General features: G+C 69.5%; 16 protein-coding genes. 9 read left to right on the top strand and 7 right to left on the bottom strand.

What is annotated here, in order from left to right:
* The first annotated feature begins 60 nt into the window (after window positions 1–60).
* Window positions 61–798, top strand: a complete 738-nt coding sequence (gene dapB / locus Pmi06nite_RS33180; RefSeq protein WP_203957131.1) for a 4-hydroxy-tetrahydrodipicolinate reductase — start codon at window positions 61–63, stop codon at window positions 796–798.
* Window positions 799–853: 55 nt separating this feature from the next.
* On the opposite strand, the gene Pmi06nite_RS33175 is transcribed toward dapB, so the two are convergent.
* From Pmi06nite_RS33175 to Pmi06nite_RS33160, 4 genes are all read right to left on the bottom strand, one after another.
* On the bottom strand, window positions 854–1,723 hold the full coding sequence (locus tag Pmi06nite_RS33175) for a 1,4-dihydroxy-2-naphthoate polyprenyltransferase (RefSeq protein ID WP_203957130.1): 870 nt from the start codon (window positions 1,721–1,723) through the stop codon (window positions 854–856).
* Window positions 1,724–1,994: 271 nt separating this feature from the next.
* Window positions 1,995–2,579: a GNAT family N-acetyltransferase gene (locus Pmi06nite_RS33170; protein ID WP_203957129.1), complete on the bottom strand. Its 585-nt coding sequence runs from the start codon at window positions 2,577–2,579 to the stop codon at window positions 1,995–1,997.
* Between the two features lie 5 nt (window positions 2,580–2,584).
* Window positions 2,585–3,163 (bottom strand): CGNR zinc finger domain-containing protein, encoded by a 579-nt coding sequence (locus Pmi06nite_RS33165; protein WP_203957128.1) that lies wholly within the window; start codon window positions 3,161–3,163, stop codon window positions 2,585–2,587.
* A 224-nt stretch (window positions 3,164–3,387) separates the two neighbouring features.
* Window positions 3,388–4,791, bottom strand: coding sequence for an aminotransferase-like domain-containing protein (locus tag Pmi06nite_RS33160; RefSeq protein WP_203957127.1), 1,404 nt, complete (start codon window positions 4,789–4,791; stop codon window positions 3,388–3,390).
* On the opposite strand from Pmi06nite_RS33160, the gene Pmi06nite_RS33155 reads away from it, so the two are divergent.
* From Pmi06nite_RS33155 to Pmi06nite_RS33135, 5 genes are all read left to right on the top strand, one after another.
* Entirely contained in the window at window positions 4,790–5,809 is a 1,020-nt protein-coding gene (locus Pmi06nite_RS33155; RefSeq protein WP_203957126.1) for a DMT family transporter, read from the top strand. The two genes, Pmi06nite_RS33160 and Pmi06nite_RS33155, sit on opposite strands and share 2 nt — an antisense overlap.
* A 65-nt stretch (window positions 5,810–5,874) precedes the next feature.
* Window positions 5,875–6,897, top strand: a complete 1,023-nt coding sequence (locus tag Pmi06nite_RS33150; protein WP_203957125.1) for a hypothetical protein — start codon at window positions 5,875–5,877, stop codon at window positions 6,895–6,897.
* A gap of 173 nt (window positions 6,898–7,070) precedes the next feature.
* Window positions 7,071–7,496: a hypothetical protein gene (locus Pmi06nite_RS33145; RefSeq protein ID WP_203957124.1), complete on the top strand. Its 426-nt coding sequence runs from the start codon at window positions 7,071–7,073 to the stop codon at window positions 7,494–7,496.
* An 83-nt stretch (window positions 7,497–7,579) separates the two neighbouring features.
* Window positions 7,580–8,614: a GlxA family transcriptional regulator gene (locus Pmi06nite_RS33140; protein WP_203957123.1), complete on the top strand. Its 1,035-nt coding sequence runs from the start codon at window positions 7,580–7,582 to the stop codon at window positions 8,612–8,614.
* Complete coding sequence (locus Pmi06nite_RS33135) at window positions 8,548–9,171, top strand: DJ-1/PfpI family protein (RefSeq protein WP_203957122.1); 624 nt, start codon at window positions 8,548–8,550, stop codon at window positions 9,169–9,171. The genes Pmi06nite_RS33140 and Pmi06nite_RS33135 overlap by 67 nt, the downstream gene beginning before the upstream one ends.
* 92 nt (window positions 9,172–9,263) lie before the next feature.
* Here the strand turns inward: Pmi06nite_RS33135 and Pmi06nite_RS33130 are convergent, their stop codons facing one another.
* The 3 genes from Pmi06nite_RS33130 to Pmi06nite_RS33120 form a co-directional block, all read right to left on the bottom strand.
* On the bottom strand, window positions 9,264–9,746 hold the full coding sequence (locus tag Pmi06nite_RS33130) for a GntR family transcriptional regulator (protein ID WP_203957121.1): 483 nt from the start codon (window positions 9,744–9,746) through the stop codon (window positions 9,264–9,266).
* Between the two features lie 87 nt (window positions 9,747–9,833).
* Window positions 9,834–10,517 (bottom strand): JAB domain-containing protein, encoded by a 684-nt coding sequence (locus Pmi06nite_RS33125; protein ID WP_203957120.1) that lies wholly within the window; start codon window positions 10,515–10,517, stop codon window positions 9,834–9,836.
* Window positions 10,518–10,569: 52 nt separating this feature from the next.
* Window positions 10,570–11,307, bottom strand: coding sequence for a GntR family transcriptional regulator (locus Pmi06nite_RS33120; protein ID WP_203957119.1), 738 nt, complete (start codon window positions 11,305–11,307; stop codon window positions 10,570–10,572).
* Window positions 11,308–11,725: 418 nt separating this feature from the next.
* Between Pmi06nite_RS33120 and Pmi06nite_RS33115 the strand changes: the two genes are divergently transcribed.
* The 3 genes from Pmi06nite_RS33115 (at window position 11,726) to Pmi06nite_RS33105 (ending at window position 14,997) form a co-directional block, all read left to right on the top strand.
* Window positions 11,726–11,914, top strand: coding sequence for a hypothetical protein (locus Pmi06nite_RS33115; protein ID WP_239114375.1), 189 nt, complete (start codon window positions 11,726–11,728; stop codon window positions 11,912–11,914).
* A gap of 254 nt (window positions 11,915–12,168) precedes the next feature.
* The gene (gene dapA, locus Pmi06nite_RS33110; protein WP_203957118.1) at window positions 12,169–13,086 is read left to right on the top strand and encodes a 4-hydroxy-tetrahydrodipicolinate synthase; all 918 of its coding nucleotides are present in this window, start codon (window positions 12,169–12,171) and stop codon (window positions 13,084–13,086) included.
* A 225-nt stretch (window positions 13,087–13,311) separates the two neighbouring features.
* A complete protein-coding gene (locus tag Pmi06nite_RS33105; RefSeq protein WP_203957117.1) occupies window positions 13,312–14,997 on the top strand; it encodes a ribonuclease J in 1,686 nt (561 codons plus the stop codon).
* The last annotated feature ends 76 nt before the right edge of the window (window positions 14,998–15,073 follow it).

Raw genomic sequence — 15,073 nt, 5'->3', positions numbered from 1 at the left:
CGCTCGTCGCCCGCGCGGCTTCGTCATGTCGGCCCGTGCGGTCGATATAGCCTTGGGCGCGTGATTAAGGTCGGTGTTCTGGGCGCTCGTGGGCGCGTCGGTGTGGAAGTCTGCAAGGCCGTGCACGCGGCGGAGGACCTGGAGTTGGTGGGGGCGGTCGACAAGGACGACTCCCTCGACGCTCTGGCGAGCGCGGAGGTGGTCGTCGACTTCACCCACCCCGACGTCGTCATGGGCAACCTCGAATGGTGCATCGGCAACGGCATCCACCCCGTGGTCGGCACCACCGGCTTCGACGCGGGGCGTCTCGACACCGTGCGCGGCTGGCTCGCCGCCAGCCCGGGGACCAACGCGCTGATCGCGCCCAACTTCGGCATCGCCGCCGTGCTCATGATGCACTTCGCCCAGCAGGCGGCCAAGTACTTCGAGTCGGCCGAGATCGTCGAACTGCACCACCCCAACAAGGCGGACGCGCCGTCGGGAACTGCCCGCCGTACGGCTGAGCTGATCGCCGAGGCGCGCAGGAAGGCGGGCCTGGGCCCGTCACCCGATGCCACGACCACCGAGCTCGAAGGCGCCCGCGGGGCCTCGGTCGACGGCGTTCACGTGCACGCCGTACGGCTGGCCGGGCTGATCGCCCACCAAGAGGTGATCCTCGGCGGTGACGGGGAGATCCTGACGATCCGGCACGACACGATGAACAGGTCGTCCTTCATGCCGGGCGTGCTGCTCGGCATCCGGCGTGTTCAGGGACTGGACGGTCTCACGGTCGGGCTCGACCGTCTCCTCGACCTGTAGGCCGCGCGCAGGGGTACGGCTGCCGGCGGTTCGGCGGCAGCCGTACACACGCGGGTCAGAGCGCGAGGCCGATGGCGAACAGGACGCCGAAGACGAGTTGGAGGCGCCCGGTCTGCTGGAGTGTGGCGATGAGCGCCGGGCCGGTCGCGCCGGAGCGGACCGTCTTGACGGGAGCCGCCACAAGGGGAACGGCCAGCAGGGTGAGCGCGGCGAAGGGCCGCGCCGGCACCAGGGCGAGCGCGATCACGATCGGCAGGATCAGTGCCGCGGAGTAGAGCACGCGCGTGCGGCCGTCACCGAGGACCACGGCGAGAGTCCGCTTGCCGGACACCACGTCGGTATTGATGTCGCGCAGGTTGTTGACGACCAGCAGGGCGCACGCGAGCAGGCCCACAGGGATCGCCGCGACGAGGGACAGCCAGGTCAGCCGCTCCAGCTGGACGTAGGTCGTGCCCGCGACGGCCACCAGGCCGAAGAACACGAAGACCGAGATCTCGCCCATGGCGCGATAGCCGTACGGGCGGGAACCTCCGGTGTAGAACCACGCGGCCAGGATGGCGGCGAGCCCGACCAGGAGCAGCCACCACGCGCCGGTCACGATCACGAGGGCGAGCCCGGCGACCGCGGCGGCGGCGAAGCAGGCGAGCGCGGCGGCGAGCACGGCCTTGGGCGGTGCAACGCCCGAGCCCACCAGTCGCATCGGCCCGACCCGGTCCCGGTCCGTTCCCTTGACGCCGTCGCTGTAGTCGTTGGCGTAGTTCACCCCGACCTGCAGGGCCAGCGCCACGAACAGCGCGATCACGGCCCGCCACCAGACCGCGCCGCCTTGCGAGATCGCCGCCCCTGTGCCGACGACGACGGGGACGACGGCCGCGGGGAGCGTACGGGGGCGTGCGCCCGCTAACCACTGAGCTGGTGTGGCCACTTTCTTACCTTTTCTAGCTTGTCTTGCTTCGCGGGATTCTTGCTTGTCTTGCCTTCGCGGGACCGCGGAAGGGACGCCTCAGGATGCATGATCACGAACTGAATGCCCGCAGGTCACAGCCGCGCGCGCGAATCCGTGCATGATCGCGCGCGAAGGGTGTGCTGGTCGGAGGCCATATGCACGAACCTGTGCATGATCACGCCCGGGGGGTGGGCAGGTCGGAGGGGGTGGGCGCGAAGGTGTGCATGATCACGACGGAGGGGGCGGGGGGTCAGCTGATGTCGGTGGTCAGGCGGATCATGCGGATGGGACGGCCCATGTCGAGCACGCGCTCCGCTCCGTCCTCGCCCCAGCCGGCCGACTCCAGGAAGCCGACCATCGCGTGATCGTCGGCGAAGACCCACGTCACCACGGTGCGGATGCCGTCATCGCGCAGGTGGTCGACGGTCGCGTTGAGGAGCCTGCTGCCGTGACCACGCCGGATGTGATTGGGGTCGATCAGCAGGGTGAGCAGCTCCGCGGTCGTGGAGGGGCTCACGTCGGGGTCCTCGGCCGGTCCGTGCGAGGCCAGTCCGACGACGCGGTCGGAGTCCGGCGACTCCTCGGTCTCCGCGGCGTCCGAGGCTTCACCGTCGGGCATGACACGTTCCACGGCCACGAGCACGCGGTGCCGGGGAGTGGGCGGCGAGACGATCGCCTCGTCCCACTGGCGGCGCCACATCTTCTCGGCGGCCGCACCCGTCATCTGCTCCAGCGGGCCGGCCGGCAGGAAGTCGCGGTAGCCGTACTTCCACGCGCGGATCTGGGTGCTCGTCACCGCTTCGACGTCCTCGAGGCGAGCAGTCCTGACACCCATGTGCGTCAACTCCCTTCCTTGCCCGTCTCACCGTACTGGTCAGCGTGGCCTGATGGGTCGTCCGCCCGACGTCGCGCCCGATATGTCCGGGTTTTGCTGCGGTTTCCGCACACGCGCATCGAACACCATGAGCGGGATCGATTCTTCGAGGAGTCGATGAACGCCCACTGGCAGGTGCTCTCGGCGCACACCTTCAGCCGTGACCAGGAACCGTCGGCGTGGGCGGCGGGGATCAGGGCGGCGAGCCTCGCCAGCCCGGCCGGTGCGCCGGTGACCGCCGGCTCCAGCGCCGGCGTCCCGCCGGTCAGCGTCACCCGCATCGGCAGCGCGCGCAGGGCGGAGGCCAGGTCGCCGGAGACGTCGTACGGCGTGGCGTCGTGGTTGGCGATCAGGACGTGCCGCAGTCCCTCGCGCAGCCGGGTCGCCACCATGAGGTCGCCTTCCATGGCGCTGTCGGCGGCGTCGATCAGTCCCCGCTCGCGAAGCCATAGGGACAGCTCGGCGGGGGAGGACAGCTCATCGGCGTCCTCCTCGACGTCGTAGGTGTTCACGAAGTCGCGGAGCAGCTCCGCCGGACTCGTCATCTGGGTGATCGCCTCCTTCCACCACTGTAGGGGAGTCGCCGGGTGCGGAATATTCAACACCAGTGTAAGTGTTTTACTGGTGTCGATTATTTCTGGAGGAACGATGCGCTTCAGCTACCTGGCCTACCTGGCCATGCAGGAGAAGAGCCGCCGCGACCGCAGGCGCGTGCCCGCCGCACGCAAGAAGGCCGCCACCCGTTGAGTGGACCGAGAGCCCGTCGACCTCACTCGTGAAGACCCCGGAGCGCGACCCCGAAGCGCCGGACGCCCTCGCTCAACTCGGCGAGGGTGACGGCCGCGATATGGGTCAGCCGGAGCCGTGGGCCGGGCGGCTCGGAGGGGTAGTAGATCCGCCCGGGGCTGATCAGGACGCCCTCCCGGCGTGCCGCCTCCACGAGCATCGCCTCGTCGGTCGCCGGGGGAAGCCGCAACCAGACGTGCAGGCCTCCTCGCGGGACGAGATGGACCTCCGCCTCGGGGGCATGCAGGGCCAGGCCGGTGAGAAGCGTCTCCTGCCGGACGTCGACCTCGTGCCCGACCGCCCTGATGTGCCGGCGCCACCCGGGTGAGCCGACGAACTCGAGCGCGGTCTCCTGGAGCGGGCCGGCGACGAAGAAGGACTCGACGACCTGGCTCGCCCGCAGACGCCGGGCGGCCGGGCCGCGCGCGATCAGACCGGCCACCCGGAGGCTCGGCGCGGTGATCTTGCTCAGTGACAGGATGTGGACGACCGTGCCGTGCCGGTCGAGGGTCACCATGGGAGGCGGCACCGGGCCCCGCGCGAGATATCTCGCGTAGTCGTCCTCGATCACGAAGGCTCCGGCGGCCGTGGCGACGGCCAGCACCTGTTCCCTGCGATCGAGGGGCAGCGTGGCCCCGGTCGGATTGTGCAGTGTGGGCTGGCAGAGGAAGACACGTGCGCCCGTGAGTGCGAAGGCCTCGGCCAGCAGGTCGGGCCGCACGCCGTCGACGTCGACCGGCACCGCCGTCGCCCGGAGTCCGGCCGCCTTGGCGGCCGCGAGCGCACCCGGATACGTGGGAGTCTCCACCAGCACGGCCTCGCCGGGGGCGGCCAGCGCGCGGAAGGCGTGCGTGAGCGCCGACTGGCCTCCGCTGACCACGAGGACGTCGTTCGGCGTCACCGTGCCGCCCACTTCGCTCGCGAACCACCGCCGCAGGTCGGGCAGACCGCTGAGGGGCGGCACCGCCCAGCTTCCCGGTCTCCGTACGGCTCTCGCCGCCGCGGCCGACAACTCCCGCACCGGCCGGAGTTGCGGATTCAGGTAGCCGCCGGTCAACGGGATCACACCGTCCGGCGGCTGTGCGAGCAGGCTCACGACACCCGAGTCGTCCACGACCCGGTCCCCGAGTGAGACGGTCTGCCACGACAGGTCCGGGGCCTCGGCGGCGGGCGTGCGGACCGAGGTCGCGAACGCTCCGCTGCCCGGCCGGGTCACCACACGCCCTTCTGCGGCGAGTTGGGCGATGGCCCGGGAGACCGTCACCGGACTCACCCCGTGACGGCGCATGATCTCCCGGCTCGACGGCAGTCGCTCGCCGGGCCGCGACTTCTCCACCTCTTTCCGGAGGATCGCGGCAAGACGCGCGATACTGCTATCGTCATTCATGAAGATTGACAATAGCGCTATCGTCTCTCCATCGGTAGCGCTGCACATGGCGGCGGACCGGCGACGTGCCTGGAAGGGCACTCTGCTCGCGGGGATCGGAGTGATCGCGTTCTCCGGGTCGTTTCCCGCCACCGTCTTCGCGATGCGCGGCCTCGATCCCTATCTGGTGGCGATCGGGCGAGCCGCCTTCGCGTCGATCGTGGCCGTGATCTGCCTCAAGGCCGCGGGCGCGCCCCTCCTGCCGCCTCGTGCGCATCTCCGGTCATACGGCCTGATCGTGCTCGGGGTGGCCGTGGGCTTTCCGTTGTTCAGCGGGCTCGCCCTGCACAGCGGCGCGAGCACGGCGCACTCCGCGGTCGTCATCGGGTTGTTGCCGGCGGCGACCGCGGCCTGTGCCGTCCTGCGAGCGGGGGAACGGCCGCGTGCGCTCTTCTGGCTCGCGTGCGCCGGGGGAGTGGTGTCCATCACGGCGTTCACCCTCACCAGGGGAAGCGGCGAGTTCGCGGGCGCCGACCTGCTGCTCGTCCTCGCCCTGCTCTCGGCGGCCGTCGGTTACACCGAGGGCGGCCGGTTGGCCCGCGCGGAGCCGGGCTGGCGGGTCATCTCGTACGCGCTGGTCATGGCGGCCCCGGTCACGGTGCCCGCGACCGTCGTCCTCGCGCTGGTGACCGATCCCCGGCTCACCGCCGTGTCCCTGGCGGGCTTCGCCTACGTGAGCCTGATCTCGATGTTCCTCGGCTTCATCCCCTGGTATGCCGGTCTCGCCATCGGGGGGATCGCCCGCGCCGGGCAGGTCCAGTTGACGCAGCCGCTCCTCACCCTCGTCTGGGCCTGGCTGCTGCTGGACGAGCGGTTCGGCGTCGCGACCGTCGTGGCCGCTACCGCCGTGCTCGTCTGCGTCGCGGTGAGCCAGGGCAGCCGGAGGGCCGCCGATCCCGGGCGGGAGCGGGGGCCGCGGGCCCGCCTCGGGCGCCGTCCCCTGCCGGACACGGGCGAGAGCGGAGCCGGAAGGGCTTGAATCGTGTAACAGGTCGGCGCAGGATAGGGCTGAAACTGTCACACCAGACGAGCGGCGGTGGAGCGATGACGGACGTCACGATTCCCGAAGGCGGTTTCTGGCCCGCGCCCGAGGTGCCGCAGCCGAACATCTACCCGATGGAGTGGCGGGTCGAGACGGCGAAGCTGGCGGCGATCTACGAGAAGTCGAAGCGGATGGTGTGGAATCCCGCCGATCTCCCCTGGGACCTGCTCGATCCTGCGGCGTTCACCCGCGAGCAGCGGCTGGGGATCATGTACTGGTTCTCCGTGCTGGCCAACTTCGACGCGTCGGGTCCCGCCGTCTTCGCCCGCGCGACGATCCAGGCGTTCGAGAAGCACGAGGAGGATCCCGTCCGCAAGTGCTTCTTCTCGATCACCCGTGACGAGATGAACCACGAGGAGTGCTGCCAGCGGTCGATCTCCCGGCTGTGGCCGGGCGGGCCGCTCGGCTGGGAGCCGTCCACCGACCTGGAGCACGCCGCGCACAACAACATCGGCTGGCTCTACCACAACGGCGGCCGTTACTGGACGGGCTACAACGCGGCCGTGGGGAAGTACTCGCTGGCCGTGCTCTTCACCAGCTTCATGATGGGGGAGATGGCGGCCTCGACGTTGTTCCGGGGCATGGCCAGCGCCACCGGCCACCCCCTGTTCTCCGAGATGTTCCACAAGATCGGCCGGGACGAGTCGCGGCACCTGCAGATCTGCATGACGATCCTCGAGAACGAGTGGCCCGGGCTCACCGACGACGTGCGCAGCCTCATCACCAGGCAGCTAAGGGCCGGGTTCGTGTTCCTGTCGATGATCCTCTGGGAGCCGCCGGAGGGCTTCTGGGAGCTCCCGCCGTACTTCCTGCACAACCACCGGGTGCTGATGGACCGCGCGCGGGACGCCGGTCTCGGCGTGCTGTCCTACGACGAGCAGGCGGAGAACTGGCGGATCGCGATGGCACGCGTCCGGGTGATCGTCGAGCGGTGGGGGATCGAGTTCCCCGCGATCCCCGAGTTGGACATCGAGGGCGTCGCGGTCGACGTGATCGACCCCGAGGACATCATTCCGGTGTTCTGACAGGCCTGATCGGGGCCGGCATGGGTGATCGGTCGTGGTTCGCCCGGCCTGGGCGAGAGGATCCCTCTTCTGCCCGGCGGGACGTTCCGGAGTCCGGCAAGATCGTGGAGCATGGGTGACGCACACCCTCTGCCGACCGGACATGGCCTCCCTTCACCCCCTGGAGTCCGACGATGACCGAGCAGCCCCCGTACGGTCAGCCCGCCCGGCCGCCGCAGCCGGGCCGTACGAACCGACTGGCTGTCGCAAGCCTCGTCCTCGGCCTGACGGGGTTCGTCACAGGTGGGTGCACGGGCGGTGGGCCCGCCCACGGTGACCACGAGGTGACCTTCGAGGTGACCGGCTCGGGTGGAGCGAAGACCGTCAGCTATCTCATGTACAGCGTCGGGTTCGGCGAGACGCAGGAGTTCCGCGTCCCCCTCCCCGTCTCGAGGACCGACTCGGCGGAGGAAGACGTCCACGGCCTGGCGTTGTCAGTGCAGAGCGACGATGCCCACGGGACCGTCACCTGCCGGATCAAGGTGGACGGGAAGACCGTCGGCGAGGAGAAGGCGAACTCGTTCGGGTCATGCCAGGTCGAGATCGACGGGCTCGGCTAGCCCTGTCCAGGAGCCGCCTCTTGGCGTGATCTGCAATACACGTGTCGTGGACGCCATGCCTGCCTTGTGGCCACCATGGGGCCATGGAACGGCGCGTCGTGATCGTGGTCTTCGATGGCTTTCAACTGCTCGACCTGGCGGGTCCGGCGGACGTGTTCGGGACCGCGACGTTGCTTGCGGCCGAGTACGGCTATCGCATCGAGGTGACCGCCGTGCGGGCCGGTCAGGTGGCGGCGCAGAACGGGATCACGACCGTCGTGGAGACCCCGCTCGACCAGGTCGAGGGGCCGATCGACACGCTCCTGGTCGTGGGCGGCCTGTCCGCGCAGGGGCACCGGCGTGATCGGGGCCTGGTCGAGGGAGTCGCCCGCCTTGCACCGGCGTCGCGCAGGGTCGCATCGGTCTGCAGCGGCGCCTTCCTCCTGGCGGAGGCCGGACTGCTCGACGGCAGGCGGGCGACCACGCACTGGCTGACGGCCTCCGAATTGGACGCCGAATATCCCGAGGTCGAGGTGGACGCCGACCCCATCTACATCAAGGACGGGGACGTCTGGACCTCCGCAGGAGTCACCGCCGGGGTGGACCTCGCCCTCGCTCTCGTGGCGGAGGACCACGGCCACGCGCTCGCACGGGACATCGCGTGCGGGCTCGTGGTCTACCTGCACAGGCCCGGCGGGCAGAGTCAGTTCAGCACCGCGATGCGGGCCGTCGTCCCCCGTCTGGAGCCTCTACGCGAGCTTCAGGCGTTCATCGACGCCAACCCGGCGGGAGATCTCAGCGTGCCCGCTCTCGCGCGGCGCGCGGGGATGAGCGAGCGCCACTTCTCCCGCGTCTTCACCGAGCAGACCGGCCTTTCGCCCGGCCGGTACGTCGAGCGGAGCAGGGCCGACATCGCCCGGAGGCTGCTCGAGGTCACCGCCCACCCCCTGGACCGGGTGGCACGGGAGTCGGGGCTCGGGGCGCCGGAGACCCTCTACCGCGTCTTCCGCCGTCACTGGCGCATCTCACCCGGCGACTACCGTCGCCGGTTCCAGTCGAAGGAGAACCGATCGTGCACGTCGCCATCCCCCTCTACCCCCGCTTCACCGCCCTCGACGCCGTCGGGCCGTACACGGTGATGGCGTTCGCGCCGGGCTGCACGGTCACCTTCGTGGCCGCCGAGGCCGGGCCGGTCGTCGACGACAGGGGGAGTCTCAGCCTGACGGCCACCGCGTCCCTCGCGGACGTCCCGAGGCCGGAGGTGATCATCGTTCCCGGTGGTCCCGGTACGGCCGAGGCGCTGGCCGACGCGGACCTGGTCGCCTGGATCGCCGAAGCACACGAGCACACCCTGTGGACGACGTCCGTTTGCAGCGGCTCGTTCCTGCTCGGCGCGGCGGGCCTGCTGAAGGGCAGGCGGGCGACCACCCACTGGGGATGGCTGGAACATCTCGCCGGCTTCGGCGCCGAGCCCGTCAGCGAGCGTGTCGTCATGGACGGGAAGATCGTCACCGCGGCGGGCGTATCGTCCGGCATCGACATGGCGCTGACCCTGCTCGCGCGCCTCAGCGACGTGACGACGGCGCAGGCCGTTCAATTGGCGATGGAGTACGACCCGGAGCCGCCGTTCGACACGGGTTCGCCGGCGACCGCACCCGAAGGACTGGCCGACCGGGCCCTGCAGCTGATCGGCTGACCGATTCCCTTCGGAGGACGAGCGAGGCGTCCGGACGGCCGGGCGCGATGCCGCGCGTCCGATCGGGCGCCTCGGTGGAGCGGGGCGACGGCCTACGACCTGGGCTGGTCGTCCTCGGGGGAGACGAAGCTCCCCCGCTGCGGGACCGTGTAGATCCAGCCCTCCTCGCGCAGGACGGCGATCGCCTTGCGCACGGTCTCGCGGGCCACGTCGTACTGCTGCACCAGCGTGGTCTCGCTGGGGACGGGGCGACGGGGCCGCAGATCTCCACCGCGGATGCGGTCGATGAGGTCGTTCGCGATCTGGCGGTACAGAGGAGTCCTGCGCGGCTCCCTCGCCGCCTCGCTCGGAGGGCCGACGAACGTGCCCTCTCCCTGCACCGTGTAGATCAGGCCTTCTTCGCGTAGCAGATGGAACGCCCGCCGGGCCGTCGTCCTGGCCACGCCGAACTCGCTCTGGATCGTCGCCTCGCTCGGAACGGCATGCCCGGGCGCGAGATCGCCGCGCAGGATCTGCTGCCGGATGATCTCGGCGATCTGCACGTACAGGTGAGTGTCACCGTCATGGTCGAGCACGCTCGAAAGATAGGCGACCCGGAACGAGGCCAATCGTAGGGCTATGTCTGCTTAGACCAAAGTATTCCACTAGACAGGTCAATACAACTAGACGTATCTTCGATCCGTGTCAGAGGGAAGAGCGATCCTGCGCCAGGCGGCGTCGGTGACGATCACGTGGTCGAGGAAGCGCAGGTCGACGGTCTCCGCGGCCTCACTGAGACGGGCGGTGACCTCGAGGTCGGCGGCGCTCGGTTCGAGAGAACCGCTGGGATGGTTGTGCGCGAGGGCGAAGGCGGCCCCGCCGGAGACCAGGACGGTGGCGACGATGTCGCGAACGGGTGCGGAGGTGTGGTCGCTGCCGCCCTCGCTGATCACGGTCCGGCGGATCACGGCGCCGCGCGGATCGCAGACCACGATCACGAGCTTCTCGCGCGGACAACCATGGAGCAGCGGAGCGGCCACCATCGCGATGTCGGCCGAGCATCTGACGCGTAGCCGCTCGGGCTCGGCCTGTGCTCTCCGCATGAGATGGAAGGCGGCCGCGACCCGCGCGGCCTTGGCGGGCCCCACGCCGGGCACCGCCAGCAGCCGGTGCGCCTCGGATCGGGAGAGCTCACCGAGGTCGCCGCAGTGGGCGATGAGCTGGGAGGCGAGCTCGACCGCGCTGACGCCCCTGCTGCCCGAGCCGAGCAGCAGGGCGAGCAACTCTCGATCGGCCAGGGCCGTCGCGCCCGAGTTCAGGAGCCGTTCGCGAGGCTGGTCGGCCGGGGGCAGGTCCTTGACGCGCATCGGCACCTCCGGATGGGGAATCCGGAATGGTTGTACCAGCGGTCACCGACAGTCAGAGGGAGACGGGAATCCCGTAGACCAGGCGGAACTTGTCGCCCGGGATCACGATGTCACTGGTCTCCACCGGGCGCTCCGCGGCCCAGTGGGTTCGCTCGACGTGCAGGACCTGCACGCCGGTGGGCAGTTCGAGCAGGTCGCTCTCGGTCGGTTGCGGCACGCGCACGTGAACGCTCTCACTGATCTCCGTGATCTTGGTGCCGTTCGCCGCCATGCGGGACACCGTGCTCCTGCGCTCGGCGGTGCCCTCTTCCGGAGCCTGGCTCTGGCCGAACTCGATCAGTTCATAGGACGTGGCGAGCTGCATCGGCTTTCCGTCGCCACGGAAGACGAAGCGGATTCTGATCACCGGACTCCACTGACTGAGCTGCAGACGCTGTGCGATCTCCGGCGGCGCCTCGGCGAGCTCGCTCCGCCAGTTCCAGCTCGGCTGCCGCCCGCTGGCCTGCATGTCCATGGCGAACGGTGTGTGGGGTTCGGGCACGCGGCTCCGGTAGGAAGGCAGGAGAGTCGGCTTTTCACGGACCCGGTGTCCCGAGCCCACCCGTCCGACGATCAGGCCCTCCTGGGCCAGCACGCGCAGCGCGTGACGTGCGGCGGTCTCACCGACGCTGTACTTCCGGGTGATCTGATGCCGCGAGGGGATCGGAGCTCCTGGCGGAAGCGTGCCGTCGACGATCTGGCGGCGGAGGTCCTCGACTACGCGCAGGTAAACCGGATCAGAGTTGGCCATCAATCCATCCCTCGGGGGCTGGGCGGAAACCCAATCTTGGCGTATTCGACAGACAACCCTGAGTAATGAAGCTCGCCTGTGGCTCCAACTTTGCCTGCTGAAAGGTCGCCAAATGGTCCAATGTGGTGCTCCACGGTCAGGTCCCCCGATTCTGGATTCTTCACGTAATCTCACGGCGGCTGCCGAAGGCTCCCGGTCACCGGACGATCCGAGTCGGGTGGCCGGCGCCGCCTGGCGATCGGGGGGAATCCGTCCCGTCTCTCGGACCGCCGGGCCGTCCCGAGGGCGGACCCCGGCGAAGTCCCGGGTCCGCCGGTCGGTCGCGATCGCCCCGCCGGATCACGGCATCCACGTCGCGCCCCTTCAGCGGGAGCACGAGCGGATCAAGTGGATGAGGGACACGCGGCGGAGTGATCGCGTGCGGGTCCGCAGGCACACCTGCGACTGCAAGGAGACGATCTACGAGCTGTGCCACGCCGGTGGCCTGCTGTTCATCCGGCGGACCATTCGCGAGCCGGGCGGTCCTGTGGCTCACGAGACCGAACGGCTCATCACCGTCCGCATGGAAGATCTATGGATGAGGCTGATTCTTGGGCAGGCGCGCTGAGCGTTCGCCGTCCCGCGGCGAGCTTCGGAAAAATTCTCACCAGGAGGCTGTAACGCCGGCGTAAGACGCGGCGATTCTCCGGTAGAGGCCGCTGATGTGTGTACCCCCGAGCACATATCGGCGGTCTCTTTCGTTGCCCGCATGTGATGTGGATCGCCCTGTCTCGTCCCGCGTGTCGCGGCGGCGGCGATGACTTCGGCATAACGGGGTGGCGGGGTCCACGGGCATGTCGGGATCCAGGTAGCGTTCCGTTTATGGCATCGCCAACTGGAACCTCCGACGCCCCCTTCGGCCGCATGCTCACTGCGATGGTCACGCCGTTCACCTCCGACGGCGCGGTCGACTACGAGGGTGTCCAGCGGCTCGCCACCTACCTGGTGGACGAGCAGAGCAATGACGGTCTCATCGTCAGTGGCACCACGGGGGAGTCCCCCACCACCACCGACGAGGAGAAGGACCGCATCCTGCGAGCGGTCGTGGAAGCCGTGGGCGACCGCGCCAGCGTGGTCGCGGGCGCGGGGACCAACGACACCCACCACAGTGTGGAACTCGCCCGCGCCGCCGAGCGTGCGGGGGCGCACGGGTTGCTGGCGGTGACCCCGTACTACAACAAACCACCGCAGGAGGGGCTGTTCCGCCACTTCACGGCGGTGGCCGACGCGACTGAGCTTCCCGTGATGTTGTACGACATCCCCGGCCGCTCCGGTGTTCCGATCCACACCGAGACCCTGGTACGGCTCGCGCGGCATCCCCGCATCGTCGCCGTCAAGGACGCCAAGGGCGACCTGTTCGCGGGCTCCCACGTCATCGCCACCACCGACCTGGTGTTCTACTCCGGCGACGACCTGCTCAACCTGCCCTGGCTGTCGGTCGGCGCGGCCGGCGTCGTCAGCGTCATCGGCCATGTCGCGGGCGCCGAGCTGGCCTCGATGATCGACCTGTACCGCTCCGGTGACGTGGCGGGCGCGCTCGCCGTCCACCGTCAGTTGCTGCCGGTGGCCACCGGCATCATGACGCGGACCCAGGGTGCGATCATGGTGAAGGCCGCGTTGAAGCTGGCCGGCCTGGACGCAGGCTTCGTCCGGCTTCCGCTGGTCGACGCCACCCAGGAGCAGGTCGTGGTGCTGCGCGAGGACCTCATCGCCGGAGGTCTCAAACTTGCCGACAGCTGAGTCAAGCCGGACGCGTCGCGTCCTGCCGTGCGCGGCCCTCGTGGCGCCGCGCCCCTTCGTCTTCGGCCAGAGCCCGGCTCCGGCCCTTTCGCCGTGTCCCCTTCCCCCGAGGAACCGGGGCCGCGGCGGTCAGCACGTTGTCCACAATCCCTGAGTCATATGGAGCCGAATGAGCGAGCGAAATACCAGAGATAGTCGCCGGCACGAGCGCGGGGAGGAGCTCTCATGAGCCACCCGCATCCCGAGCTTGCGCCGCCCCCGCCGATGCCCGACAACGGGCTGCGCATCGTCGCGCTCGGCGGTCTGGGGGAGATCGGCCGTAACATGGCGGTCTTCGAGTACGAGGGCCGTCTTCTCGTCGTCGACTGCGGGGTCCTGTTCCCCGAGCCCGACCAGCCGGGCATCGACCTGATCCTGCCCGACTTCGACTACATCCGCGATCGCCTGGACGACATCGAGGCGGTCGTCCTGACCCACGCGCACGAGGACCACATCGGCGCCGTGCCGTACCTGCTGCGTGAGCGGGTGGACATCCCGCTGGTCGGGTCGCGCCTCACCCTGGGGCTGATCGAGAGCAAGCTGGCCGAGCACCGGATTCAACCGGTCAAGGCCGAGGTCATCGAGGGGGAGCGGCGCCGGTTCGGGCCGTTCGAGTGCGAGTTCTTCGCGGTGAACCACTCGATTCCGGACGCGCTGGCGGTCGCCGTCCGCACGCCCGCGGGAATCGTGCTGCACACCGGCGACTTCAAGATGGACCAGTTGCCCATGGACGGGCGGCTGACGGACCTCGGCGGCTTCGCCCGGCTCGGGGCCGAGGGCGTCGACCTGCTCATGTCGGACTCGACCAACGCGGAGGTGCCCGGGTTCGTCACGAGCGAGCGGGAGATCGCGCCGGTCATCGACGACGTGTTCCGCACGGCCGACAAGCGCATCATCGTGGCGAGCTTCGCCTCGCACATCCACCGCGTGCAGCAGGTCATGGACGCGGCGGAGCACCACGGCCGCAAGGTGGCCCTCATCGGCAGGTCCATGGTCCGCAACATGGGCGTGGCCCGTGACCTCGGCTACCTCAAGATCCCGGCCGGCCTGCTGGTCGACTCCAGGGAGATCGAGGAGTGGCCGCCGGAGGACGTGGTGCTGATCTGCACCGGCTCCCAGGGTGAGCCGATGGCGGCGCTGTCACGGATGGCCAACCGGGATCACCCGATCCGGATCGCGGCGGGTGACACCGTCCTGCTGGCGTCCTCGCTGGTCCCCGGCAACGAGACCGCGGTCAACAAGGTCATCAACGGTCTCACGCGCTGGGGCGCGAAGGTCATCCACAAGGGCAACGCGCGGGTCCACGTCTCGGGTCACGCGGCCGCGGGTGAGTTGCTGTACGTGCTGAACCTCACCAAGCCGTCCAACTTCATGCCGGTTCACGGCGAGTGGCGCCATCTGCGGGCGCACGCGCACCTGGCGAGCCTCTCGGGGGTCCCGCAGGAGAACATCGTGATCGCGGAGGACGGCGTGGTCGTCGACCTGGTCGACGGCAAGGCCTCCGTCGTCGGTGCGGTGCCCTGCGGTTACGTGTTCGTCGACGGAACCTCGGTCGGGGACATCACCGATGTGGCGCTGAAGGACCGGCGCATCCTCGGTGACGAAGGATTCATCTCCATCGTCATCGTGGTCGACTCCACCACGGGGAAGCTGGCAGGCGGACCGGAGATCACCGCGCGTGGGTCCGGCATCGACCCGGAGGCGTTCGACGCGGTCATCCCGCAGATCGAGATCGCCCTCCAGGAGGTCGCCGCGGCCGGGGTGGCGGACATCATGCAGATCCGCCGCACGGTCCGCCGCACGGTGGGCCGCTGGGTCAGCGACACCTACCGTCGCCGGCCGATGATCATTCCGGTGATCGTCGAGGTCTAGTTCCGCAGGGGCCGCACTCCGGTGTGGCCCCCGCACGGCGATCACCGTTGCGCCCGGCGCGCGCCCTGACGTAGCG

Origin of the sequence: Planotetraspora mira, from assembly GCF_016863275.1 — a bacterium.
Taxonomy (GTDB): Bacteria; Actinomycetota; Actinomycetes; order Streptosporangiales; family Streptosporangiaceae; genus Planotetraspora; species Planotetraspora mira.
Note: the sequence above shows the minus strand (reverse complement) of the source record. Positions and strands in the feature narration are given on the sequence as shown.